This is a genomic window from Neobacillus rhizosphaerae (assembly GCF_937468385.1).
In the GTDB taxonomy this organism is placed as follows: domain Bacteria; phylum Bacillota; class Bacilli; order Bacillales; family Cytobacillaceae; genus Neobacillus; species Neobacillus rhizosphaerae.
Genome location: NZ_CALBWS010000041.1, coordinates 19,804 through 42,551, shown reverse-complemented (window position 1 = coordinate 42,551; position 22,748 = coordinate 19,804). Strand labels below are relative to the sequence as shown.

Annotated in this window: 24 protein-coding genes; 1 reads left to right on the top strand and 23 read right to left on the bottom strand. The window is 40.5% G+C overall.

Annotated features, from left to right (window positions below; genetic code table 11):
• Window positions 1-130: 130 nt before the first annotated feature.
• The 5 genes from M5A78_RS22225 to M5A78_RS22205 form a co-directional block, all read right to left on the bottom strand.
• Window positions 131-391, bottom strand: coding sequence for a YrhC family protein (locus M5A78_RS22225; RefSeq protein ID WP_248737471.1), 261 nt, complete (start codon window positions 389-391; stop codon window positions 131-133).
• Between the two features lie 134 nt (window positions 392-525).
• Window positions 526-1,659, bottom strand: a complete 1,134-nt coding sequence (locus tag M5A78_RS22220) for a bifunctional cystathionine gamma-lyase/homocysteine desulfhydrase (RefSeq protein WP_248737470.1) — start codon at window positions 1,657-1,659, stop codon at window positions 526-528.
• A 1-nt stretch (window position 1,660) separates the two neighbouring features.
• Window positions 1,661-2,584 (bottom strand): PLP-dependent cysteine synthase family protein, encoded by a 924-nt coding sequence (locus tag M5A78_RS22215; RefSeq protein ID WP_248737469.1) that lies wholly within the window; start codon window positions 2,582-2,584, stop codon window positions 1,661-1,663.
• An 18-nt stretch (window positions 2,585-2,602) separates the two neighbouring features.
• Window positions 2,603-3,298: a 5'-methylthioadenosine/S-adenosylhomocysteine nucleosidase gene (mtnN, locus tag M5A78_RS22210; protein ID WP_248737468.1), complete on the bottom strand. Its 696-nt coding sequence runs from the start codon at window positions 3,296-3,298 to the stop codon at window positions 2,603-2,605.
• A gap of 202 nt (window positions 3,299-3,500) precedes the next feature.
• Window positions 3,501-4,139: a class I SAM-dependent DNA methyltransferase gene (locus tag M5A78_RS22205; protein ID WP_248737467.1), complete on the bottom strand. Its 639-nt coding sequence runs from the start codon at window positions 4,137-4,139 to the stop codon at window positions 3,501-3,503.
• 151 nt (window positions 4,140-4,290) lie between these two features.
• On the opposite strand from M5A78_RS22205, the gene M5A78_RS22200 reads away from it, so the two are divergent.
• Window positions 4,291-4,494 (top strand): DUF2536 family protein, encoded by a 204-nt coding sequence (locus M5A78_RS22200; RefSeq protein WP_248737466.1) that lies wholly within the window; start codon window positions 4,291-4,293, stop codon window positions 4,492-4,494.
• Between the two features lie 102 nt (window positions 4,495-4,596).
• Here M5A78_RS22200 and M5A78_RS22195 read toward each other — a convergent pair whose 3' ends face one another.
• From M5A78_RS22195 to M5A78_RS22110, 18 genes are all read right to left on the bottom strand, one after another.
• A complete protein-coding gene (locus M5A78_RS22195) occupies window positions 4,597-5,277 on the bottom strand; it encodes a YrrS family protein (protein WP_248737465.1) in 681 nt (226 codons plus the stop codon).
• A 206-nt stretch (window positions 5,278-5,483) separates the two neighbouring features.
• Window positions 5,484-7,247 (bottom strand): peptidoglycan D,D-transpeptidase FtsI family protein, encoded by a 1,764-nt coding sequence (locus M5A78_RS22190; protein WP_248737464.1) that lies wholly within the window; start codon window positions 7,245-7,247, stop codon window positions 5,484-5,486.
• A gap of 76 nt (window positions 7,248-7,323) precedes the next feature.
• Window positions 7,324-7,800: a transcription elongation factor GreA gene (gene greA, locus M5A78_RS22185; protein WP_248737463.1), complete on the bottom strand. Its 477-nt coding sequence runs from the start codon at window positions 7,798-7,800 to the stop codon at window positions 7,324-7,326.
• A gap of 156 nt (window positions 7,801-7,956) precedes the next feature.
• Complete coding sequence (udk, locus tag M5A78_RS22180; protein WP_248737462.1) at window positions 7,957-8,589, bottom strand: uridine kinase; 633 nt, start codon at window positions 8,587-8,589, stop codon at window positions 7,957-7,959.
• 4 nt (window positions 8,590-8,593) lie between these two features.
• Window positions 8,594-9,835 carry a peptidase U32 family protein gene (locus tag M5A78_RS22175; protein ID WP_312474021.1) on the bottom strand — a complete coding sequence of 414 codons (1,242 nt, stop codon included), beginning with the start codon at window positions 9,833-9,835 and terminating at the stop codon, window positions 8,594-8,596.
• A 47-nt stretch (window positions 9,836-9,882) separates the two neighbouring features.
• Entirely contained in the window at window positions 9,883-10,812 is a 930-nt protein-coding gene (locus tag M5A78_RS22170; protein WP_248737460.1) for a peptidase U32 family protein, read from the bottom strand.
• The gene (locus tag M5A78_RS22165; protein WP_248737459.1) at window positions 10,809-11,459 is read right to left on the bottom strand and encodes an O-methyltransferase; all 651 of its coding nucleotides are present in this window, start codon (window positions 11,457-11,459) and stop codon (window positions 10,809-10,811) included. Before M5A78_RS22165 ends, M5A78_RS22170 begins: the two co-directional genes overlap by 4 nt.
• 416 nt (window positions 11,460-11,875) lie before the next feature.
• Window positions 11,876-13,012, bottom strand: a complete 1,137-nt coding sequence (gene mltG, locus M5A78_RS22160; RefSeq protein WP_248737458.1) for an endolytic transglycosylase MltG — start codon at window positions 13,010-13,012, stop codon at window positions 11,876-11,878.
• A gap of 196 nt (window positions 13,013-13,208) precedes the next feature.
• Window positions 13,209-13,514 (bottom strand): DUF1292 domain-containing protein, encoded by a 306-nt coding sequence (locus M5A78_RS22155; RefSeq protein WP_248737457.1) that lies wholly within the window; start codon window positions 13,512-13,514, stop codon window positions 13,209-13,211.
• Between the two features lie 12 nt (window positions 13,515-13,526).
• Window positions 13,527-13,943, bottom strand: a complete 417-nt coding sequence (ruvX, locus tag M5A78_RS22150; protein ID WP_248737456.1) for a Holliday junction resolvase RuvX — start codon at window positions 13,941-13,943, stop codon at window positions 13,527-13,529.
• Window positions 13,944-13,946: 3 nt separating this feature from the next.
• Entirely contained in the window at window positions 13,947-14,213 is a 267-nt protein-coding gene (locus M5A78_RS22145) for an IreB family regulatory phosphoprotein (protein WP_248737455.1), read from the bottom strand.
• Window positions 14,214-14,288: 75 nt separating this feature from the next.
• Entirely contained in the window at window positions 14,289-16,925 is a 2,637-nt protein-coding gene (gene alaS / locus M5A78_RS22140) for an alanine--tRNA ligase (protein ID WP_248737454.1), read from the bottom strand.
• 336 nt (window positions 16,926-17,261) lie between these two features.
• On the bottom strand, window positions 17,262-18,341 hold the full coding sequence (locus M5A78_RS22135; RefSeq protein ID WP_248737453.1) for an AI-2E family transporter: 1,080 nt from the start codon (window positions 18,339-18,341) through the stop codon (window positions 17,262-17,264).
• Window positions 18,342-18,449: 108 nt separating this feature from the next.
• Window positions 18,450-18,584 carry a YrzQ family protein gene (locus M5A78_RS22130; protein WP_248737452.1) on the bottom strand — a complete coding sequence of 45 codons (135 nt, stop codon included), beginning with the start codon at window positions 18,582-18,584 and terminating at the stop codon, window positions 18,450-18,452.
• 57 nt (window positions 18,585-18,641) lie between these two features.
• Window positions 18,642-18,833, bottom strand: a complete 192-nt coding sequence (locus M5A78_RS22125) for a hypothetical protein (protein ID WP_248737451.1) — start codon at window positions 18,831-18,833, stop codon at window positions 18,642-18,644.
• 78 nt (window positions 18,834-18,911) lie between these two features.
• Complete coding sequence (locus M5A78_RS22120; protein ID WP_248737450.1) at window positions 18,912-19,424, bottom strand: PRC-barrel domain-containing protein; 513 nt, start codon at window positions 19,422-19,424, stop codon at window positions 18,912-18,914.
• A gap of 32 nt (window positions 19,425-19,456) precedes the next feature.
• A complete protein-coding gene (recD2, locus tag M5A78_RS22115; protein WP_248737449.1) occupies window positions 19,457-21,871 on the bottom strand; it encodes an SF1B family DNA helicase RecD2 in 2,415 nt (804 codons plus the stop codon).
• Between the two features lie 33 nt (window positions 21,872-21,904).
• Window positions 21,905-22,558 (bottom strand): tetratricopeptide repeat protein, encoded by a 654-nt coding sequence (locus M5A78_RS22110; RefSeq protein ID WP_248737448.1) that lies wholly within the window; start codon window positions 22,556-22,558, stop codon window positions 21,905-21,907.
• Window positions 22,559-22,748: the final 190 nt, after the last annotated feature.

Genomic DNA, 22,748 nt, shown 5'->3' with positions numbered 1-22,748 from the left:
TCACTAGACGAAAGATGTGAAGTCTAGCTCTGCTCTCACCGCCTTTATTAGGTGACTACGGCTTGTTCTCTAAATTTATTTCCATGGTTGGGTTGGGAGTTGAGGCTCATGATAGTTTTTTGGGGATCACCTATTTCTTCATGAAAAAATCCTCGTCAACTTCCATTTCTTGTAGCTTGAGCTGGGATTGCTTTGACTGAATAAACAATAATATCGATACAGCTAAGAAGGACATCGAGGAAAGAATCATAATATTTACATCCATTTCACTTTTCGCTTCAAATGGAATGATTATACCTAGAAAGAAAACGATACCGACAGACAATAAGACAGTTCCGAAACGTTTATAATCAACCATTTTTTCAAACAGCACTTTCGTTTGTTGCTTCACTTCTTATCACCCGCTTTTCTTTTAGACTACTAAACTAGTTTACTACAGAAAAGAGCGGTAAACAGTATGTAAATATTAGAAAAGGTGTCAGGCACCATGTGAAAAATTCACATGGTGCCTGACACCGTTTCCCACTATTTTAATGCCTGGGTTAAGTCCTCAATTAAATCTTCGATGTCCTCAAGTCCAACGGATATACGAACCAAGCCGTCTGTGATGCCTAATTCTGCCCGTCGTTCTGCCGGAATCGAAGCATGGGTCATTCTTGCCGGAACAGAAATCAAGCTTTCTACTGCACCAAGGCTTTCAGCTAAAGTAAAATATTTTACTTTACTTAGTAATCGGTCTGTATTTTCGGCACTTCCAACATCGAACGAAACCATACCGCCAAAGCCTCTCGCTTGTTTCTTAGCAATGGAATGATTAGGATGTGATTCAATACCAGGGTAAAATACCTTTTTCACCTGATCATGACCTTGTAAAAATTCAACAATTGCCTTAGTATTAGCTTCCGTTTCTTCCATTCGAATACCTAATGTCTTAATACCCCTGATGAGTAACCACGAATCCTGCGGCCCTAAAACTCCTCCAGTCGAGTTTTGCACGAAATGAAGGTCCTCGGCTAACTTGTCGCTGTTGACAACAACTAATCCCGCCACAACATCACTATGACCGCCGATGTATTTCGTCGCACTATGTAGGACGATATCGGCACCTAACTCAAGCGGATTTTGCCAGTATGGAGTCGAGAACGTGTTATCGACAATGGTTAAAAGCTCATGTTCTTTAGCAAGTTTGGCCACCGCTTCAATATCAGTAATTTTTAAAAGTGGATTTGTCGGTGTTTCTAAATAAATCGCTTTTGTATTTGGTCTGATTTCACTCTTAATTTTGTCCAAATTGCTTGTATCAACAAATGTTGAATCAATTCCGAAACGATTCAACACCTTAGTCATGACTCGGAATGTTCCACCGTAAACATCATCAGTTAAGATCACGTGATCGCCACTGTTAAATAGCATAATAACAGCGGTAATCGCCGCCATCCCCGAGCCAAAGGCAAATCCAGCTTTACCGCCCTCAATGTCCTTAATAAGCTCCTCAAGTGCATGTCTTGTTGGATTACCAGTGCGAGAATATTCGAAACCTTTATGGCCACCGACACCCTCCTGTTTATACGTACTTACTTGATAAATAGGGAAAGACACAGCACCTGTTGCTGGATCTTCACTAATGCCGCCATGAATCAATTTCGTCTTTCTTTTCATCCTAAACACCCCCCTCAAAGATTTTTTTGCTTAAATAACGTTCACTGCCATCTGGAAAAATAACTACGATGTTTGTACCTGCCGTTGCTGTTTCAGCCTCTTTGAGGGCCGCATAAAAAGCTGCACCAGAAGAACTGCCGACAAGCAACCCCTCTTTAGCGGCTAACTCTTTAACGAGGTGAAAGGCATCATCATCCGCAATGGTGTGAATGGCATCAAAGTAGTCAGGTTCCATAAACGGTGGCAAAAATTCCATTCCGATCCCTTCTGTTTTATGGGGACCTGATGCACCGCCATTTAAAATAGATCCTTCAGGCTCAACAATGACTGTTTTTAGCTGTTTCTTTTGTTCTTTCAAATAACGGGCAGTTCCCATGAACGTACCGCCTGAACCTGCCCCTGCAACAAAAACATCTATGTCGCCATCTAGTTGATCCCAGAGTTCTGGTCCTAGTGTTTTATAATAGGTAGCAGGATTAGTGGGGTTGGCAAATTGCTGTGGACAATAGGAAGCGGGAATTTCTTTAAGCAGTTCCTCTGCTTTAGCAATCGCTCCCTTAATTCCTTGCTCCGTTGGTGTATGAACAATTTTCGCCCCAAGTGCTTTCATGATTTCCTGCTTTTCCATGCTGAACTTTTCAGGCACACAGAAAATCACCTGAACACCTTTATTTATCGCAGCAAGCGCTAAACCAATCCCAGTATTTCCGGCAGTAGGCTCAATGACCGTCCCGCCAGGTCGAAGTTTCCCACTCGAAAATGCCTCACGTAACAGTTCCATTCCAAGCCTGTCTTTAACACTTCCCCCAGGATTCATGAACTCCAGTTTTGCAAAAATACGAACCCCCATGGGCAAGGGAAACTGCGTCAATTCAACGATTGGTGTGTACCCAATTAATTCATGAACATTCTTGTAGACCTTCATTTCTCCACCCCTGTTAACCTAACGTATCGCTGCCACCATTTTCATAACTAAAGTAGCTGAATTTGTGGCTGCTTTGTCAATAAATTGATCAAACGAAATTTCTGATTCTTTTCCAGCGATGTCAGAAAGCGAACGAATAATGACAAAAGGAACTCCAAAGCGATGAGCCACTTGCGCGATAGCAGCAGCTTCCATTTCAACTGCCTGTAAATCTTTAAATTTCGACCGAACAAAATCGACACGGACTGGGTCTTCCATGAAAGAATCTCCCGTAACAATTAAACCCTTCACAATTTGGAAGTTTTCTAGTTCGTTTGAAGCTGTTTCTGCAACTGCCATTAATTTTTCATCAGCTAAAAACGCAGCCGGAAGCTGTGGTACTTGACCATACTCATAACCAAATGCGGTAACATCTACGTCATGATGGCGCACCTCAGTTGAAATAACGGCATCCCCTACATTAAGTGATGGATTAAAACCTCCCGCTGATCCGGTATTAATGATGTAATCAGGTTTATATTTCTCAAGCAGAATCGTGGTAGACATGGCCGCGTTAACTTTACCAATCCCTGAACGCAGCAGAATTACATCCGCTCCATGCATTTTTCCAAACGTAAATTCGCAGCCTGCCACTTCTTCTTGAGTTCTGTCCTCGATATTGTTTCTTAGTAAAGTAACTTCTTCTTCCATTGCTCCGATGATAGCGATTTTCATTGATTTGACCTCTTTCTACTAATTTAATAATTTAATCATTAAACTTCGATGACTGTCTTGCTTCAGCTCCCAGCGACTAGTGTATTGGTCCTCTCCTCCTTACAATAAGTCAACATCGATTCGCTTGCGCACTTCGTGTTTCCTTTATCACATGCAGAGCGGTCCACTCCTGTCGTGCCTTAAACGGTCGCTTTCGCTTTTCTTACTGTTTTACGCCTTCCATTAACCAGACAAAATCGTTGAAGCGAGTAAAGGTAACACTAAAACTGTTTTCTTCCAAAGTATTTCTTAAAAATGGAATCGTTGTATAATATTCAGTTTCCAAATCTTTTGCCAGGTTATGAAAGCCTTCAAGTTTTGCTTTTACGATTTGCTGTTTATAATCTTCCGCGGATTCAAACATCGTATCCGCAAACACTATTTTACCACCTTTTAAAAGGTGCTTGCTATAGCAAGTAATTGCGTCCGCTTTTTCATCATCGGTTAAATGGTGGAAAGCATACGTACTGACAAAGGTTTCTATATTTTTTACTTGTGGAAAAAGAAGAAAGTCACCATCAAGAAGCACTGCTTTACCGCCAAGCTTTTCTTCGGCAATTTTTCTCATTGAAGGAGAAGGCTCAATTCCAGTAACCCTTAAGCCGTTTGCTATCAGCTTATTCGTTAGGTTTCCCGTACCAACACCAAATTCAACCACATGACCAATTGACCTGGCTGCTACCGCCTCTAATATTTGCTGATAATTTGAAAATACTTCTTTATATTCGATATCATGACCAACGACGGTCTCATCATATGAATCAGCCCACTCTTCAAAGATTTCAAGAAATTCCCTTCCCATAATTTCACTCCTCAAACCTAAGTATATAATTCCTATAAGTATACTATGAATAAGTCCGAAATTATGTTATCATAGTTCACACTTTTATTCAAATCCGTTGCTAGTATAGAAGGAAATAACTAAAATGGAATTATGGAAAGGATGATATTAGATGAATTTTCAATTTGATTTGATTGAGGATAAAGTGGAGTTCTTCGAGGCCAATAATCTTAAAGCATTACAAAAAAAGATTGAAACTCAAATTGATGAGAACAGAGCGATCTTGCTTGGAGTCCATTCCGTATCTCACCAAATGCATGTTAATGAAAATGGACAAACTTACTTTACGGCTGTTGTTCATTTTAAAAAGAAATAGGATCACTTTGACCAGGGGGGATCTATTGATTCACTTATCAATGGCATGAAATCCCACTTAAAAAAAATATGAGGATGGGCCATCTCTGACCCATCCTCTCATTTATTTTTGAAGTTCTGCTAGTTCTTCCACTTTCGTAGGCATCCAGCCTTGGCCATCCACCCATTTGATATAGACTTTATACTTTTGCTGTTTATCTTTAGAGAAGACTGTTCCAATAGCTGCATTCGTCGTAGATTTGTCACTGCCCAACCAAAAAACCGACATATTTCCTTGGTCAAGTCCGGTTGCATAGGAAATGGCATTCAGCATCTCATTCCAATCGACTCCATTATAAACAGGAGTATGATCACCAGTTTGAGTAGTACCAACAGGCTTCCAGCTCGGATTTTCGATGGTTTTTAACACATTCGAAGAGCTGCCTCCAGTTGACACCATTGCCTGTGAATCGTCGGCCTTTTCAGGAGTGGAAGCTTCTTCACTTGATTGGTCTCCCGAAGTTGCAGCATCTGAAGCGTTGTCATCCTTTTTGACGTCATCATTTTTGACGTCATCATTTTTTTTCTTATCCTGATCCTCTTTTTGTACCGTTTTCTTTTGCTCTGTTTTAGGCTCTTGTTTCTTTGGTGCTGCCTTTTCATCACTGCCTGAAGCAAAAATATTGTATGCGACAAAAATAATTAATAGCAGCACAATAACGATTAAACTATTTAAGAAGATATTCGTTTTTTTCCTTTTCGCACGGTATCCGGAACGAGAACTAGAATTAAAATCATTACTCAATTTTATATTCCTCCCTAACTAGAAATGTGGAAGCGCCTTGTTCAGGGGCTACCAGTATCAGACAAGTGCTGATAGAAGGCGTGCTTTTTGCCTTCCGAAGCCGATTGGCTTATGAGTCCAAGCTTCATGGCTACTTGCGCTAGACAATAAATAATGCTCTCAATATTCTACCATGATTTTCTGAGAACTTGAAGGGAAAACCCTTTTCACTGTTCATTCGTATGATTGTTTTCATACAGCATATTAACTATATCGGCAAACAGCAAATTAACTCCACCCTCCGAATCTAACACATCCAAATTAACAGCCACCAAAGCATATTTAGGATGTTGATAAGGAAAATAACCAGCAAACCATTTATTATGCAATTGCTTGCCATCTTCATATTTTCCCGTTTCTGCTGTACCAGATTTCCCTGCCACCTCGTATGGTAAATCCTTAAACCATCTACCCGTGCCATTGGGGTTTAGCACGACTTCACGCAGCAATTTCTGCAGTTTCATTGCGGTATAAGGAGAAATGGTCTCACCCTTTAAGCTTTGCTTGGGGAAATCAACCATCGTTGTACCGTTTTTATACTCAATTTTCCCTACCGCTCTGACCATTTCCTTTTTACCTCCTCTCGCAATCGTCGCCATCATATTGGCGACAGCTAAAGGAGTAGCCCGAACTTCATTCTGGCCAATTCCGGACATCGCCACAAAATTCGCATCCTTTCTCGCCTCATCAGATAAAAATACTCTGCCCTTATCTTCATCAGCAAGTTGCTTGAAATGGCTTGTATGATAGACATCCCCCTGCCAGCCATTAGTGCCGGTCAAAGATAATTTGGCGGCATAATCCTCTAAAAGGTGAAGGTCAATTCTTTGTATCTCTTTAGCCAGCTCCCCAAATGTACGATTGCAACTTCTCGCAAAGCTATTCGTAAAATCTAGCATCCCATAATCGTATCTTAATTCTGGTTTCCCGTTAATTTTTTTACTGCAATCAAAAAGTCGAGTAGGGCTGTCAAGATTATGATCGATAGCAGCAGCGGCAACTACGGTTTTAAAAACCGAGCCCATGATTTGCTGTTTCAACATTTTATTTGTAATTCCTGACCCACTGTATGGATCCTTCTTATTAATCGCTGGCCGTGAAACTATCGCCAGCACACTATTGTTCTCAATATCAAGGAGTACTAGCCCGCCTTTTTTAATTTGATACTGATCAACTAAATCCTCTGCTTTTTGCTGTATAGTTTTATCTATCGTTGTCCGAACATTCACAGGATAAAATGGATTGGCTGGGTCAATATACTTAACGTTGATTCCGAATAGTGGTGCACCAGAGCCATCTACATGGTAAACAAGCTTGGATTTCCCTTCAGGAAGCAAGAATTCATCAAAGCTTTCTTCAAGCCCAGAGACACCCAGAAGCGTTTTCTCCGAAAGTTCTTTATTCGGATAGCGTTTCTTTAATTCCCCCGGGTTTTCTCCTGTCAAGCCGAGTAACTGCTCCGCCGGTACCTCGGCACGTTCAAACTTTTTTTCAATCGCAAACACACCAGGTATTTTCAAGGCATTGATTCTTTCCATTTGTGATGTGGTCAGTTCACGAGGGTCAGGATCACCAAAAGCAAACGGCTTCTTTGTCGTTTCTACAGCCATTTGAAGTGCATGAGCCGGTATCCCGGAAATTTCAGACACCTTCTTGATCTCCCAATCGATTTTTTTTAAAAATGGAAACAGGACAAGGACAGACACCCTCTTGTACGTCAGCATGTCCCCGTTTCGATCAAGGAAATTCCCCCTGCCATTATCAATTACCAGCTCTTGGGTTCTTTGTTTGACACTTTCCTCGAGTAAATTCACATTATGCTTAGAAAAGGTCTCTGTCTCAATCAATTGGATTTGCATTAAACGTATTAAAAGCAATAGCAAACCTGTTATACAAATAAATAACCATGCAATCGCCCGTCTTCTCCACATAAAAAACACCTCGTCAAAAGTTTTGACGAGGTTTGCTAATTTCAAACAATGATTCAAATGAAAGTTATAAAGACAATTATTTAATATTAACGATTCGAACGCTCATTTCACCGCCAGGCGTTTGAACAGAGACTTGATCGCCTACTTTTTTTCCTAACAGGCTCTTGGCAATCGGCGAGTCATTTGAAATCTTTCCTTCAAATGGATCTGCCTCGGCACTCCCAACGATCGTATACGTTTCTTCATCACCATCTGGAAGTTCAACAAAGGTAACGGATCTACCTAAAATAACAGAGTCACCGACAATTTCGCTTTCAGCAATAATTTTGGCATTGCGAACCATATTTTCTAAAGTTGTAATTCGGCCTTCTACAAATGCCTGCTCTTCTTTCGCGGAATCATACTCAGAGTTTTCAGATAAGTCACCGAAGCTTCGCGCGATTTTAATTCTTTCCACCACTTCTTTACGTTTCACTGATTTTAAATACTCAAGCTCTTGGACTAATTTGTCTTTTCCTGCTTGTGTCATTGGAAATACTTTCTCTGTAGCCAAAATCCTCACTCCTTCTAGTCTTCACAATCCTCGAATAGACTTGTGTATGTAGTATATGTAGGTATTAATGTCATTTAACATAAATACATAGCAGCGCGTCCTTGAATCAGGGCGCGCAATAAAATAATATTAAATAAGCTTTTCTTTGCTATTGTGTCACAAAAATGATTTTTGTTCAAGAATTGTTTGAATTTTTGTGACCATTATATCGATGGCAACATGGTTTTGGCCGCCTTCTGGAATAATCACATCAGCATAACGCTTCGTTGGTTCAATAAACTGATTATGCATTGGACGGACCACATTTAGATATTGGTCGATAACGGAATCAAACGTCCGACCGCGTTCGCTTATGTCACGCGTCATGCGACGGATGATTCTTAAATCGGCGTCGGTATCGACGTACAATTTAATGTCCATTAAATTGCGGAGACGCTCGTCCTCGAGTACTAAGATTCCTTCTAAAATAATTACATCCTGCGGTTCTATCGGAATGACTTTGTCTGAACGGGTATGGATGGCATAATCATAAACCGGTTTGTCAATTGCTTCATAACGTAAAAGCTTCTCAATATGTTCAATGAGTAAATCATTGTCAAATGCAAGTGGGTGATCATAATTTGTTTTCAATCGTTCCTCGAAGGGCACATCATGCTGATCCTTATAATAATAATCCTGCTCAAGCACCAAAATGGAATGATCTTTCAAACTTTCATAAATAGCGTTTGTTACACTGGTTTTTCCGGAGCCTGAGCCGCCCGTTACACCTATAACAACTGGTTTGCGCATCTTTCTAGTTCTCCTTTCGCATCATGTTGTTAGGGTATACCGGTTTGTCCAATTTAAATTGTACAATTTGAAGTGGATGTCTAGCTGCATCCAGTTCATTACCTTTTTCATCCCAAATTTTATCAATCACATGAGTAAAGTTTTGAATTTCCGGTCCGAAGAATTCCACTTCTTCTCCTGGTTTAAAATGGTTTCGCTGCTGCAGTGTTACCATTTGTGTTTCCTCGTTATAATCCAAGACAAGACCGACAAATTCAAACTTTGTCTTCTTGCTATGATTACCAAACATTTGCTCTTTATACCCTGGAACCCCTTCAAAAAATGCCGGTGCTGTTTCCCGGTTGGCACATTTATCAAGTTCCTCTAACCATTCTTGCTTAATCACAAAATTCTCTGGATCCGCACAATAGGTGTCAATCACTTTACGATAAACACTTACGACCGTTGCGATGTAATGAATCGATTTCATTCGGCCTTCAATTTTTAAACTGTCAATGCCAAGCTCAATCATTTGCGGAATTGCCTTAATTAAATTGAGGTCCTTTGGACTCATCGCGAATGGATCATCCTTTTCATCGTGAAGAGCTACTTCCTTTTCGCTACCTTCTAATTGGTAGAGATCATAATCCCATCGGCACGACTGGCAACAACCGCCTCGGTTTGAGTCCCTGGCAGTCATATGATTACTCAAGGTACAGCGACCAGAATAGGCAATACACATAGCGCCATGAATAAAGGTTTCAATTTCTATATCCACCTTTTCTTTCATTTCTCTGATTTCTTCTGCACTAACCTCACGTGCTAGAACCACACGTTCTGCCCCATCCTCTTTCCAAAATTGAGCAGCTTTCCAGTTTGACAGTGATTGCTGTGTACTTATATGGATTTCAATCTCTGGTGCGAGGCGGCGACAAGTTTCAATAATAAGCGGGTCTGCGACAATAATTCCCGCTATCCCCGTCTCCTTTAAACCAAGGATATATTCCTCTAAGCCTTCGATATTTTCATTATGGGCAAAAATGTTGGTTGTAACATAAATCCTTGCACCGTAATCTTTGGCGAACCGTGCACCTTCTTTCATTTCTTCAAATGTAAAGTTATCAGCATTTGAACGAAGGCCATATTCTTGGCCGCCAATAAATACGGCATCTGCACCATATTGAACAGCGATTTTCAATTTTTCAAGATTGCCTGCTGGAGCAAGGAGTTCAGGCTTCTTGACAATGACACGTTTTCCGTCGATCATCTCAGAAATTTTATCTTTTACTGTATTCACGATTGAACTCCTCCCTCTTAATATACTGTTTCTTTGAAAAAGAATCCCGTATCCAACGAGCGATTAGCTGGCTGAATTTCCTCGATGGTCGCTAACAGTTCGCCTTTTTTATCATCATAAGCGTCTGCATCTTCAAAAAATAAATCAATGGCCTCCCGATACGCTTTTGTCACAGCTAAAATATATTCCGGGCTCTTTAAAATCCCATCAATTTTAAAAGAATCAACCCCGGCTTCTAACATATCTTGCAGCTCATCAATGATACAAATATCATTCGGACTCATAATATGGGTGCCATTTTCATCTTCAAAAATCGGATATTTGTTTTCACGTTCTTTATCGTGTAAGAACATATTTTTTTGCATCTTGCGATTTTCGACTTCCATGACTTTTCCTTGGTACTCATAATAGTTACCAAGCAATGAACGCTTTGATTGGAACATACAGCTCATACCGTGAACGAGCACTTCAATTTCTACTTCTGCATTTTCCTTTATTTCCACAATTGCATCCATATTAATTTCACGTGCTAGAACCGCTCTTTTTGCCCCTTTTCTGCCCCAATAGTTGCAAGTGTACCAGTTCGTTCCGGTTGTCTCAGTACTCCAATGAAGCTTCATATCAGGAGCCACTTCTTTTGCTATCATTAATACAGCCGGATCGCCAAAAATGATGGCATCCACTGAAGCCGCCGCTGCAAATTGAATATACTCACTCAATTCAGCAATTTTCTCATTATGAAAAATCGCGTTCATGGCGAGATAAACTTTTTTTCCTTTGGAATGGGCCAGTTCAACCGACTTTTGGACATCTACGCGGTTAAATTCCCCTGCAAGCCGTAAACCATATCTCTGCTCACCAATGACAAACGCATCTGCTCCCGCTTCTGCTAAAGGTAAAATATCATTTACTGTCAATGGTGTAACAAGTATTTCAGGCTTCTTCATTTCCTCCCACCTCTTCTTTTGCTGATTGCAACCCCGTCCCCAACAGGAAGAATCACGGAATCATAGTCCGGATGATTCATTAACCAGCGGTTAAATCCATCAATTTTCTTCACTAGATTTCGGGTTCTCTTTGATTCAATTTCTGTTTCGGCAACAAGTCCTTTAAACAAAACATTGTCGGTAATAATCATTCCGTCTTCAGTAAGATATTTAGCATATATTTCAAAGAACTTTTTATATTGACCTTTAGCTGCATCAATAAAGATTGCATCATACGGGGCATATCCACTTACTGTTTCTTCAACCTCTAGCGCATCCCCTTCGATTAAGGCAATTTGCTCACCATTCCCGGAACGTTGGATAAATTCTTTGGCAAGGTTCATTCGTTCCTCGTCACGCTCAATTGTAACGATATGCGTTTCTGGAATTGCACTTGCCATCCTTAAAGCTGAATAACCAATCGCGGTTCCAACCTCAAGAATTTTTTTTGAACGGTGAATGCGCAGTAATTGCAGCATTGTTTCAATTCCTGCAAGCTCCATGATCGGGACATTATGCTTTTTTGCATAGCTCTCCATTTCCATAAACAATGGATTTCGAGCTGGAATTAAACCTTCAATATAAAAATGCAGCTTCTCATTTAACAAGCTGCCGTCACCTCAATCCTTTAGAAGCATCTATCAAAAAAACGGAAATAGCGTTCCACCATCGATATTGGAAATCTTATCCGAAGGGCCAACCTAAATAAAGGCGGTGTGTGCAAGGCTTTAGCTTCATCTATTCAGAGTAAAAAACGTATATTTATCACTCATTTTGGCTATTCTGATTCGTTTTTGCGGCGCTCCGCCTCTTTTCCATACAAAAAATGCTCTTTAGACATGAAAAAATAGCGTTCACAGATACGGACGTTACGAGCTGAATGAATTTCGACTCGGGTACGTTTCGAGCAGACGATGCCGCAAATTACCTTACTGTGAGTTACGCTATAGATTACCTTTAAAACACTTGTACCATTTTATCATAAATAAGCGGGGAATGCGAACTTTCCCCCCTTATTTATGTTTTATTTTTTATTGGAAATATGCTTTGCTTTTTCCTGATTATGTTCCTCTAATGTTTTGGTAAAAATAACCTCACCTTCAGCTGTTGCCAGGAAGTAATAATAATCTGTTTCCTCAGGATTTAGTGCCGCTTCTATAGAAATCTTTCCAGCGTTGGCAATCGGTCCTGGAGGAAGACCGGTATGTTGATAAGTATTATAAGGGGAGCTCACTTCTAAATCCTTATATAGAACCTTTTCTTTATGCTTTCCTTGCGCATAAAGGACGGTTGGGTCCGTTTGCAGCGGCATTCCCTTCTTTATACGATTATAGAAAACGCTGGCAATTTTTTTACGGTCTGCCTTTACGGTTGCTTCCTCTTCAATTAAAGAAGCCATGGTTAACAACTGATGGACTGACAGCTTTTTATCTTTGCTTACTTCGGAGTAATCCGCTAATACCGTCCGGGTTTTGTCAAGCATTACCGTGACCATCTCTTCGACCGATGGGTTCGGCTTGTAAAATGGATATGTTGCCGGATATAGATACCCTTCTAGTGGATATTTTATGGAACCATTCAAGATTTCGTCGGTTAACACATCAGGATATTTAATCATTAATGTTTTAATAAACTCTTTATCATTTAATTTATTTAACACATCATCTTCCTTTTGATTTGTAGCCTTTGCCATGATGGCGGCAATTTCCCTAATCTGCTTCCCTTCTGGAATCGTGATTTTTAAACTAGCCTTTGCGAGAACCTTGCCCGTTTTTAAGCGACTGACAATTTCAGGAACATCCATGGATGGACTAAGCTGATATTCCCCTGCCATAAACCCGCCTTCATTTTTAAGCTTTACATAATATTTAAACACCTTTGCATTTTTTATAATTCCGTTTTGTGCTAAAGTTTCAGCAATTCCCGTCACTGTTGAGCCAATCGGAATGTCAACTGTTTTCTGACTCTTACTTTTTGAATCAAGTGGTTTAAGTGCTGATTGTATGTAGAGATAACCTCCGCCGCCAATAACGACTATGAATAATAGCATTAAAATCGAAATAATTAAAACAATCTTCCTGACAATTTTTGCTTCACTTTGATGTTCAAGCATTTTTTGCCGGATTACAGCTTTTTTTGCGCCTTTTTCGTCAGTTGTCATCTTCTTCCCCTTCCCTCTGACCAATGTAACACGATATTTTTCACTAATTTTTCCAAAAAATTAACTAGTTAGCGAAATTAGACATCGTAATTATTTCAGCATATAGTGAGAAAAATGTCAATTTAACCATGAATATGTCAATTTATTCCTCCACAAAAAAAGGAACCAGCCTCATAATAGCCGGTTCCCCTTACTTCTATTCTTCCTCTTGGTCCTCATTGAAGGTATTAAAGACTTCTTCAACCATGTCCCATTCTTCGTCGGTTTCAATTTCCATTAACTCACCGAATCCGCCGTCCTCTGTAGGAATATAGGCATACGTTAGAATGTCAATTTCCTCTTCTTCGTCTTCATTCGCTCCTACTGGATAAAAGAATACATAGGACTTTTCAAACTCATCTGAGTCAAATGTAAAAAGAATTTCAAATAATTGTTCATCGCCGTTTTCATCGATAAGTGTAATATAGCGTTCCTCATGATCATGTTCGTGCTCGTGTGTCATTTCTTCACCTCATTAATTTTTACTATCAAGATAACCTTGGAGAATCATCATTGCTGCCATTTTATCAATAACCTTCTTACGCTTTTTTCGGCTTACATCAGCCTCAAGTAAAACGCGTTCTGCTGCCATCGTTGTTAACCGCTCGTCCCATAAAACAGTAGGTACAGCAAATTTACTTTCAATTTCAGCTGCAAATTGTTGACTTGCCTCACCGCGTGGACCAATCGTCCCGTTCATATTTTTGGGAAGACCGATGACCACCGTATCGACCGTATACTCTTTTATTAATTGACCAATTTCCTCAAAACCAAACTCATTCTTCTCTTCGTTGATTTTGAGGGTTTTTAGGCCCTGGGCTGTCCACCCAAGTTCATCACTTACGGCAACTCCAACAGTCTTTGAGCCTACATCTAAACCCATTACTCGCATTCCTTAACCCTCTCGCTGCTTTTTTAAATAGGATTTGACTAATTCCTCAATGATCTCATCGCGCTCCAACTTACGAATAATGTTACGAGCATCGCGGTGACGTGGAATATAGGCAGGATCTCCAGATAATAGGTAGCCGACTATTTGATTTATCGGATTATACCCTTTTTCCTGCAGTGCTTCATAAACTTGAAGAAGAACGTCATTTACATCATGTTCAAAAGGCTCTTCAGGAAAATTAAATCGCATCGTTTTGTCAAATGAACTCATTTCACGCACCTCGCTTTTCTATTAGAGGAGAGAATTGTTATCGTTACCTACATTTTACACTAATCTATCCTATTATCAAACCGATTTTACCCAATCCTCAACAAATTGAAGTGCTGAATCAAGTTTTTCAGGATCTTTCCCGCCAGCTTGGGCCATGTCAGGACGACCACCGCCTCCACCGCCGCATCGAGAGGCTACTTCTTTTATTAACTTCCCAGCATGATAGCCTTTTTCGATTAAATCCTTCGTCACTGCTGCAATTAAATTCACTTTTCCTTCATGGGAGCTACCCAATACAAGCACAACAGAACCAAGCTTTTGCTTTAAATCATCAGCCATATTTCTTAAGTTATTCATATCGGCAGCTTGAACCTTCGCTGCTAAGACGGTTACGCCATCAATTTCCTTTGCTTTAGAAACGAGGCTCCCAGCTTCAATATTTCCAAGCTTTGAAGCAAGGGATTCATTTTCCCGTTGCAGCTGTTTCATTTCAACAAGTAAACTTTCGATACGGCTACCGATATCTTTTGGATTCGATTTTAGTTTTTCAGCAGCATCCTTTAACAAACCTACTTGCTCATTTAATGACATGTACGCTGATTCACCTGTTACTGCTTCAATCCTTCTCGTCCCAGCACCGATTCCACCCTCAGAAACAATTTTAAATAAACCAATCACGGATGTATTTGGAACGTGACAGCCGCCGCAAAGCTCGAGGCTGTAATCGCCAACCCTTACAACACGGACAATATCACCATATTTTTCACCGAAAAGCGCCATGGCCCCTAGTGCTTTTGCTTCAGCAATTGGTTTTAAGCTAATGTCCACTTCAATGTTTCTCCAGATTTTTTCATTAACGATTCTTTCGATTTGTTCAAGTTCTTCTGGACTTATTTGACCAAAATGCGAAAAATCAAAACGAAGTCGATCAGGCTCGACAAGAGATCCTGCTTGGTTAACGTGCTCGCCAAGAACGTCTTTAAGTGCTTGATGGAGCAAATGGGTAGCTGTATGGTTTTTGATTATCTTCACCCGATTGGTAGCGTCGACCTTTGCTGTTACCTGTTGGTTTGTTTTCAAATTGCCGCTCAGCACAACCACTTGATGAAGATTCTGGCCATTTGGTGCCTTTTGGACATCTTTAACAGCTATGCTTGTACCTTCGCCTTCGATAACACCGAAGTCAGCAATTTGTCCACCACTCTCAGCATAAAATGGTGTCACATCAAGAATTAATTGGACTTCGTCACCAATTGAAGCTTCATCAATTAGTCCACCGTTTTTAATGATCGCTAAAACGGTAGAGCTTGTCACAAGTTGATCGTAGCCGACAAACTTACTTTCAACAGTCACATCGCGCAGAACACCGCCTTGAACCTGCATCGAATCGACATCTTGCCGGGCTCTTCGTGCTCGTTCACGTTGCTGCTCCATTTCTACTTCGAAGCCTTTATTATCAACCTTCATGCCCTCTTCTTCTGCATATTCTTCGGTTAATTCTACTGGGAAACCATAGGTGTCATAAAGACGGAACACATCGGCACCAGTGATGGTATTACTGGCTTTTTCTTTTTCCTTCTTGATAACACTTGCTAAAATAGCTAAGCCTTCATGAAGGGTTTCATGGAAACGCTCTTCTTCATTCTTAATAACCTTTTGAATAAAATCAGTTTTGTCCTTTACTTCTGGATAGAAGTCATTCATGATTCCTCCTACGACAGGAACGAGTTCAAACATAAACGGACGATTGATATTAATTTGTTTGGCGTAACGGACAGCACGGCGCAACAAGCGGCGCAATACATAGCCACGGCCTTCATTTGATGGCAACGCCCCGTCGCCGACTGCAAAGGCTACCGTACGAATATGGTCGGCAATGACTTTGAAGGCTACATCGAATTCTTTATTGGTGCCATATTTTTCTCCGGAAATTTCTTCTGTTGCCCGAATGATCGGGATAAATAAATCGGTATCAAAATTGGTGGGAACATTTTGAACGACAGACGCCATCCGCTCTAATCCCATTCCCGTATCAATATTCTTCTTAGGCAGCGGTGTATAGGTGCCATCAGGGTTATGGTTAAATTGTGAAAATACAAGGTTCCACACTTCCAGGTAACGCTCGTTTTCACCGCCTGGGTATAGTTCAGGATCTGATGAATCATCCCCATACTCCGGACCGCGGTCGTAGAAAATTTCAGTATTTGGGCCGCTTGGACCTTCACCAATATCCCAGAAGTTTCCTTCAAGACGGATAATCCGTTCCTCTGGAAGACCAATGGTTTGATGCCAAATTTCATAGGCTTCATGATCCTCTGGGTGGACGGTAACGGACAAACGCTCTGGATCCCAGCCAATCCACTTTTCAGCGGTTAAAAACTCCCATGCCCACTCAATCGCTTCTTTTTTGAAATATTCTCCGATGGAAAAGTTACCAAGCATCTCAAAAAATGTATGATGGCGCGCTGTTTTGCCGACATTCTCGATATCATTCGTTCTGATTGATTTTTGCGCATTGGTGATTCTTGGATTGTCAGGAACGACACGGCCATCAAAATATTTCTTTAAGGTTGCCACTCCACTGTTAATCCACAATAACGATGGATCATCATGCGGGACCAGTGGTGCACTTGGTTCAATCGTGTGTCCTTTTTCTTCATTAAAAAACTGTAAAAACATCTTGCGAATTTGTGACCCAGTTAAGTTTTTCATCGTTTAGACCCTCCTTTAATTGTAAAAAAGCATACAAAAAAGCCCTCATCCCTATAGCAGGGACGAGAGCTTGTCTCGCGGTACCACCCTGATTATGGAAACAAAAAACTGTATCCATCTCTCAAAAATGCCCTTAACGCTGGCAAACGGCAGTGGTTAGCTGCACTCCGGATTAGCTTTCTGTCATCCTTCATCTAGAGCTTCTTTCAGCCATGAAAGCTCCTCTCTTTTTCGCTTAGCGCGATTCAGATGGACTATAACATACTCAATCCTTCTTCGTGATCCAAATATTCTATATGAGGAATTATAGCTACCAAAAAAACGTTTGTCAATTTCTTATGGTGATGATTCATTAGATTTCCCGTTCATGAAATGATTTTTTGCATGGAGGATCGCTACTTTAAGTATAACAAGGACTGGGACAGCCACTATCAACCCTAAAATCCCGCCAATCTCTCCACCAGCTGTTAACGCAATCATAATGATTAATGGGTGCATATGAAGACTTTTTCCTACGATATACGGGGATAATATATTCCCTTCTAGAAATTGCAGGCCAAAAACAATCACTAAGGTAATGATGACCAGTTTAACAGATGATGTTGCAGCGATGATTACGGCTGGCACCGCCCCGATGATCGGTCCAAAATAGGGGATTACATTTGTTGCCCCAACAATCAAACCTAATAGTAAAGGATATCTTAAGTGAAAAACCCAAAATAGCATGGCTGAAATACTGCCGATAATGATACATATTAATAGCTGCCCCCTTATATAACTCCCAAGGGATTCATCTACATCCTTAAGAAAGAGTGTCCCCTTTTTACGCCATTTTTTTGGGGTTATGTACCAGGCAGCCCGTTTAATCAGTTGAAAGTCCTTTAACATATAGAAAGCAATAAATGGGATAATCATCATGATTAACGCCGAATTAAAAAATTTCATTAGAATGTTCACGAGGATCGTTAATAGAGAGTCCAGCTTTTTTTCAAAAGTGTCTATTCCTTCATCTAATCTTCCTTGAAGACCATCAGGCCATGCTCTTGTCTGGGACTGCAGCTTATCAATCCATTCCCGGTATTGCTCGGCAAAAAAAGGCGCACTTTCAGACAGATCTTTTAATTGGTCAATCATTGCCGGTATTCCTTTGTAAAGAGCGAAACCAATTCCGCCAAAAAAAATAACATAAATGAGAATGATGGCAAGTCCACGATGAAGCCCTTTTTCATGTAATTTTTCAACAATCGGATGAAGCAAATAAGTAATAAATCCACCAATGATAAACGGGAGGATAATGATCACAGCTACTCGGAGGATTGGCATCCACACGAAATTGATTTTCAGAAAAACATAAATTGCGATCAATAAAAGGAGCAAAAAACCGATTCGGTAATACCATTTCATTCGAATATCCACGTCCACGCCTCCTTTTGATTAGTTTTGGAGACAGTTGGTGGATTTATACATTTTGACCGATTTCAATTCAAAATCCCCCTCGGATCATGAGGGGGATTCAGGCATTATTTACATTATCGCTCGTTTTACTTTTCGTTGTATTCTTCTCATATTGCGGGCAGACATCATATTATTTCGCTGGGCAATATTATATGCTGCCATCCCTGCACCCAAAACAATCATCGACGTCATCAATTTATTCATACGTCTCACCTCTTATTTAAATTGTCAAGCGCTAGCACGTGCGGCCGCTCTTTTAATCTATAGGGTGTAACGACGCTCTTCTTCTTCAAACAAATCATCTAATGAACTAAGTGACCCGTCTTCTTCGACTTGATGGGTGTTGATTATTCCTTCACAAACTGAGAGCTCAATAAAACAGTTCCAGCAATAATATTGGTTGATACCAATTTTGCCGATATCCTTGCTTTGACAATTGGGACACTTAAACATGAAAGGACACCTCACGTATCATTTAGCAATACAGAATTTATCTTGATAAATTCTGATACGCATAAATTCAACCGCACCTTAAGACCTACCCTTTAAGGGCTCTCGGCCAGTCGGCGAGTTTTCATTTACATCTACGATAATGGCATCCTTTCCGATCGCTAAGGGCTTCTCGGATTGAATGACTTGTTTACCTTCCGTGATATCCGAAAAGAAGCCATCCGTGATTTCGTACCCTACGATTGTGCCCACTTCTTCATGAAAATATACATCTTTTAGTAAACCAAGAGCTTTCCCATTCTTCGAGAGCATCAACATCCCGTCTATGGAATGTTGATGCTTAAGCGTATATTCCGAATGCTCTTTCAGCTTTTCCAAGCATAAGGGATTCTCAATCATAACCCCATCCCAGCCAAAAGAAGTCACTTTTTGTATATCCAGAAAGAATGATTGTTTGAAGAAAACGCCTTTTTTAACCAAGAGACCTTTTACCTGACCATTGCTTGAAATACATAGGTCACTTATCTCACCGATTTTAGTCCCATTTCTCGTTTCAAAAATAGGTTGTCCTTTCAATAAAGAAAATGTTCGCAAAGAGTGTCCCACCTCCTCGAACATTTATAGTTTCAGTCATTTACCATAAAATCATAAGGTGAAACGTTTTCCATTCCTACCAGTGGATGGACTTGCATGAATTCATCCTCATAGGACAATCCATTTGCCGAAATTTCAGGAGCTGCAGAACTAATGACATTAATCAAAATACTTTCCTGAAGTTTTTGACAAAGAGTCGTCTGTCTCGAGAGCTCGTCCGCTCGTTGGACACCCATTCTGAGCGCCTCTTCTTCCCCACATATGATTAACGATTGTTTACTTCTCGTAATGGCCGTATAAATTAAATTTCGCTGTAACATCCGGTAGTAACTTCTTGTAATTGGAAGAATAACAATCGGAAATTCGCTGCCCTGAGATTTATGAACAGAACAGCAATATGCATGGGTGATTTGATTTAAGTCCTGCTTTGTATACTCCACTTCATTTCCTTCAAAGGAAATATAAATCATGTCTTGCTTTTCAGTATTTTCTTTTGCATAAATGATTGAGATAATTTCTCCAATATCCCCGTTAAAGACATTGCTTTCCGGTTGGTTGACGAGTTGAAGGACCTTATCACCGATGCGGTATTTCACATCACCAAAAGCAATTTCCTTGCGCTTGCCGTCAGGGTTCGGATTAAAGATTTCCTGCAGCAACACATTGAGGCGGTCAATCCCGGCAGGACCTCTGTACATCGGCGCCAGCACTTGAATATCCTTTGCCGAATAGCCTTTATTTTTTGCATTTAAGGCCACTTTTTCGACCACTTGAGCAACCTGTGTGGTTGAACATTTGATAAATGAACGGTCAGCTTGCTTCGTGGTAACATCTGGAGGCAGATACCCCTTTTTTATATCATGGGCCAGTTCAATGATGGAAGAACCTTCTGCCTGGCGATATATATCTGTTAATCGAACGGTCGGAATCCGTTCAGATTGAAGCAAATCCTTTAAAACCTGCCCAGGGCCAACGGACGGAAGCTGATCCTCATCCCCAACAAAGATGACTTGAATATTTTCCGGAAGTGCTTTAAACAATTGATTGGCAAGCCAGATATCGAGCATCGATGTCTCATCCACAATTAAAATTTTTCCCTCTAATGGACTTGCATCGTCTCGGTCAAATCCTTCCGTTCCGTTAAATCCGAGGAGCCGGTGAATGGTCACCGCCGGAAGGCCTGTCGATTCGCTCATCCTTTTGGCTGCTCTCCCTGTTGGTGCCGCCAGCAAAAATGGAAAAGGCTCATCCTTTTTATGATAATCCTTCAGTTCTAATGAACAACCGTGCAATTCCGCATATAATTCAACAATCCCTTTAATGACCGTTGTTTTCCCAGTTCCAGGGCCACCGGTTAAAATAAGCATTGGTGACATTAGCGCTGTTTGAATCGCTTCTTTTTGTGTTGGAGCATAATGTACACCTAGCCGGTCCTCTAAACTTCCTAATGCCAATAAAAATTCAGACTCTGGAAATTGGTCCTTGTATTCCGTTTGTTTGACTATTCGATTAATGCTCGTAACTAGGCCTTTTTCCGCGAAAAATAAGGAAGGCAAATAAACGCGTTTTTCTTCACCAATTATTTTTCCCTCTTCTTCAAGTTTAATGACTTCATTGGATATGTCATCGTAGTCAATTTGATCGCGTTTGTTTTCTTCGAGAAGTACCTTTACCTGCTCAAGTAAGTCCTCAGCGTTTATGTAAACATGACCCGTCTGCATACTTTCGTTTTCCAGTGTGTAAAGTAGGGCTGCTTTTACCCGGTCAGGATGGCTTCCAGAGATCCCTAACTGGTAGCCCAGCTCATCGGCCCGACCAAAACCGATTCCTTGGATATCCTCAACAAGCTTATAAGGGTTTTTTTGAATAGTATTGAGTGTTTCCTCTTTATAGGCTTGATAAATCCGCATCGAAATTTGCGGTCCAAAGCCATATTGATTTAGGGCCACCATTACCTGCTCGAGCCCTTGATGCTCCATCAGTGTATCGTAAAGCATTTTTGCCTTTTCAGGAGGAAGCTTGGGAATGGAATCCAGCAACGACGGTTGATTCAGAATTTTGGAGATGGCGTTCTCACCTAAAGTTTCCACGATGTTCTCTGCGGTTTTCTTTCCAATCCCCTTAAACATTTCACCTGATAAATAGGCAACAACGCCTTGTTTTGTTTGTGGCATGTCCTTTCGGAAATGATTCGTGTGAAATTGAACGCCAAACTTTGGATGATCCTTAAACTCCCCGAAAAAGACATAGGTTTCCTGTTCATGAATTTTTGGAAAATAACCGGTAATAACTGCTTCCTTGTCATCGTATTGATCATTTGTTTCATCAACGCGAATCCTCAATACCGTGTATAGATTCTGTTCATTATGAAAAATCGTCACAATCGGCCGTCCTTTGACGAACTTTCCCTGCTCGGCAAATAAATCAAGTGAGTCCTGTTTTTCCATTTTGTCCTCCCTCCTTTCGGCTAAAAAATGTTATTAATGATTATTCTCAATGAGTTTTTTCGCGTGACCTGCAAGCAGATGGTCCGGTTGAATGTCGAGGGCTTTATTAAACATTTCAACTGCCTTTTGAGAATTTTCTTTAAATGAATAGGAAACACCGAGATTATAATAAGCATCCGAATGGGTTCGGTCTAGCTCGATACATTTTTCTAATTGAAGGATTGCTTGATCGATAAGTTCGAGCTGTGCCAGACATAATCCAAATTGAAAGCGTGCTTCCGGATCATTTTCGTTCAGTTCAACGCTTCGTTGTAAATAGGGAAGGGCAAATCGCCCTTGATTAAGCTGTACTAGTGTGAGGCCCAACATAAAATAATTGTCGCTTGTGTTGAGCCCATTTTTCATAGCTGTTTCAAACATTGCTTTTGCTTGATCAAATTGATCATTACTGAAATAGATATTTCCTGCACTATAGTAAGCAGCAGCTGCCTTTTCATCCAATTGAATAGCTTTTTCATAAAATTTCAATGCTTTTTCGTCGTCTCCGACAGCAGAAAGTACATTTCCAAAGTTAATATAGGCAATAGGATCTTGGGGAATTTCTTCAATTACTTCATTAAAAAGCTTTGCTGCCTCTTCCCATTTACCATCTTGCATGTATTTAACACCTAATTGGTTTTTATCCATTGTTTCCACTCCAATCCTAAGAAAAAGTATACCATATTTTATTTTAAAATTACTTTAAGAGCTTGATTAGGTTTCAGCACAGTTTGGGGTTGCCGTTCTTAGGGGAATTCCGCAAACTTTAGATGGATTCCGCCAAACTGAGTAAGAATTCCGCCAACTTCCCGATTTATTCCACCAAACAGCAATTACT

Bases quoted from the DNA above. Each gene is read 5' to 3' on its own strand.
- mltG (WP_248737458.1), bottom strand. From the start codon at position 13,012: ATGACAACTGACGAAAAAGGCGCAAAAAAAGCTGTAATCCGGCAAAAA.
- mtnN (WP_248737468.1), bottom strand. From the start codon at position 3,298: ATGAAAATCGCTATCATCGGAGCAATGGAAGAAGAAGTTACTTTACTA.
- M5A78_RS22175 (WP_312474021.1), bottom strand. From the start codon at position 9,835: ATGATCGACGGAAAACGTGTCATTGTCAAGAAGCCTGAACTCCTTGCT.
- udk (WP_248737462.1), bottom strand. From the start codon at position 8,589: ATGCGCAAACCAGTTGTTATAGGTGTAACGGGCGGCTCAGGCTCCGGA.
- M5A78_RS22205 (WP_248737467.1), bottom strand. From the start codon at position 4,139: ATGGGAAGGGAATTTCTTGAAATCTTTGAAGAGTGGGCTGATTCATAT.
- M5A78_RS22130 (WP_248737452.1), bottom strand. From the start codon at position 18,584: ATGAATAAATTGATGACGTCGATGATTGTTTTGGGTGCAGGGATGGCA.
- ruvX (WP_248737456.1), bottom strand. From the start codon at position 13,943: ATGCGAGTAATGGGTTTAGATGTAGGCTCAAAGACTGTTGGAGTTGCC.
- M5A78_RS22215 (WP_248737469.1), bottom strand. From the start codon at position 2,584: ATGAAGGTCTACAAGAATGTTCATGAATTAATTGGGTACACACCAATC.
- M5A78_RS22220 (WP_248737470.1), bottom strand. From the start codon at position 1,659: ATGAAAAGAAAGACGAAATTGATTCATGGCGGCATTAGTGAAGATCCA.
- M5A78_RS22155 (WP_248737457.1), bottom strand. From the start codon at position 13,514: ATGACACACGAGCACGAACATGATCATGAGGAACGCTATATTACACTT.
- M5A78_RS22110 (WP_248737448.1), bottom strand. From the start codon at position 22,558: ATGGATAAAAACCAATTAGGTGTTAAATACATGCAAGATGGTAAATGG.
- M5A78_RS22145 (WP_248737455.1), bottom strand. From the start codon at position 14,213: ATGAGTTCATTTGACAAAACGATGCGATTTAATTTTCCTGAAGAGCCT.
- recD2 (WP_248737449.1), bottom strand. From the start codon at position 21,871: ATGGAAAAACAGGACTCACTTGATTTATTTGCCGAGCAGGGAAAGTTC.
- M5A78_RS22170 (WP_248737460.1), bottom strand. From the start codon at position 10,812: ATGAAGAAGCCTGAAATACTTGTTACACCATTGACAGTAAATGATATT.
- M5A78_RS22190 (WP_248737464.1), bottom strand. From the start codon at position 7,247: ATGTGGAGAAGACGGGCGATTGCATGGTTATTTATTTGTATAACAGGT.
- M5A78_RS22200 (WP_248737466.1), top strand. From the start codon at position 4,291: ATGAATTTTCAATTTGATTTGATTGAGGATAAAGTGGAGTTCTTCGAG.
- alaS (WP_248737454.1), bottom strand. From the start codon at position 16,925: ATGAAAAACTTAACTGGGTCACAAATTCGCAAGATGTTTTTACAGTTT.
- M5A78_RS22125 (WP_248737451.1), bottom strand. From the start codon at position 18,833: ATGTTTAAGTGTCCCAATTGTCAAAGCAAGGATATCGGCAAAATTGGT.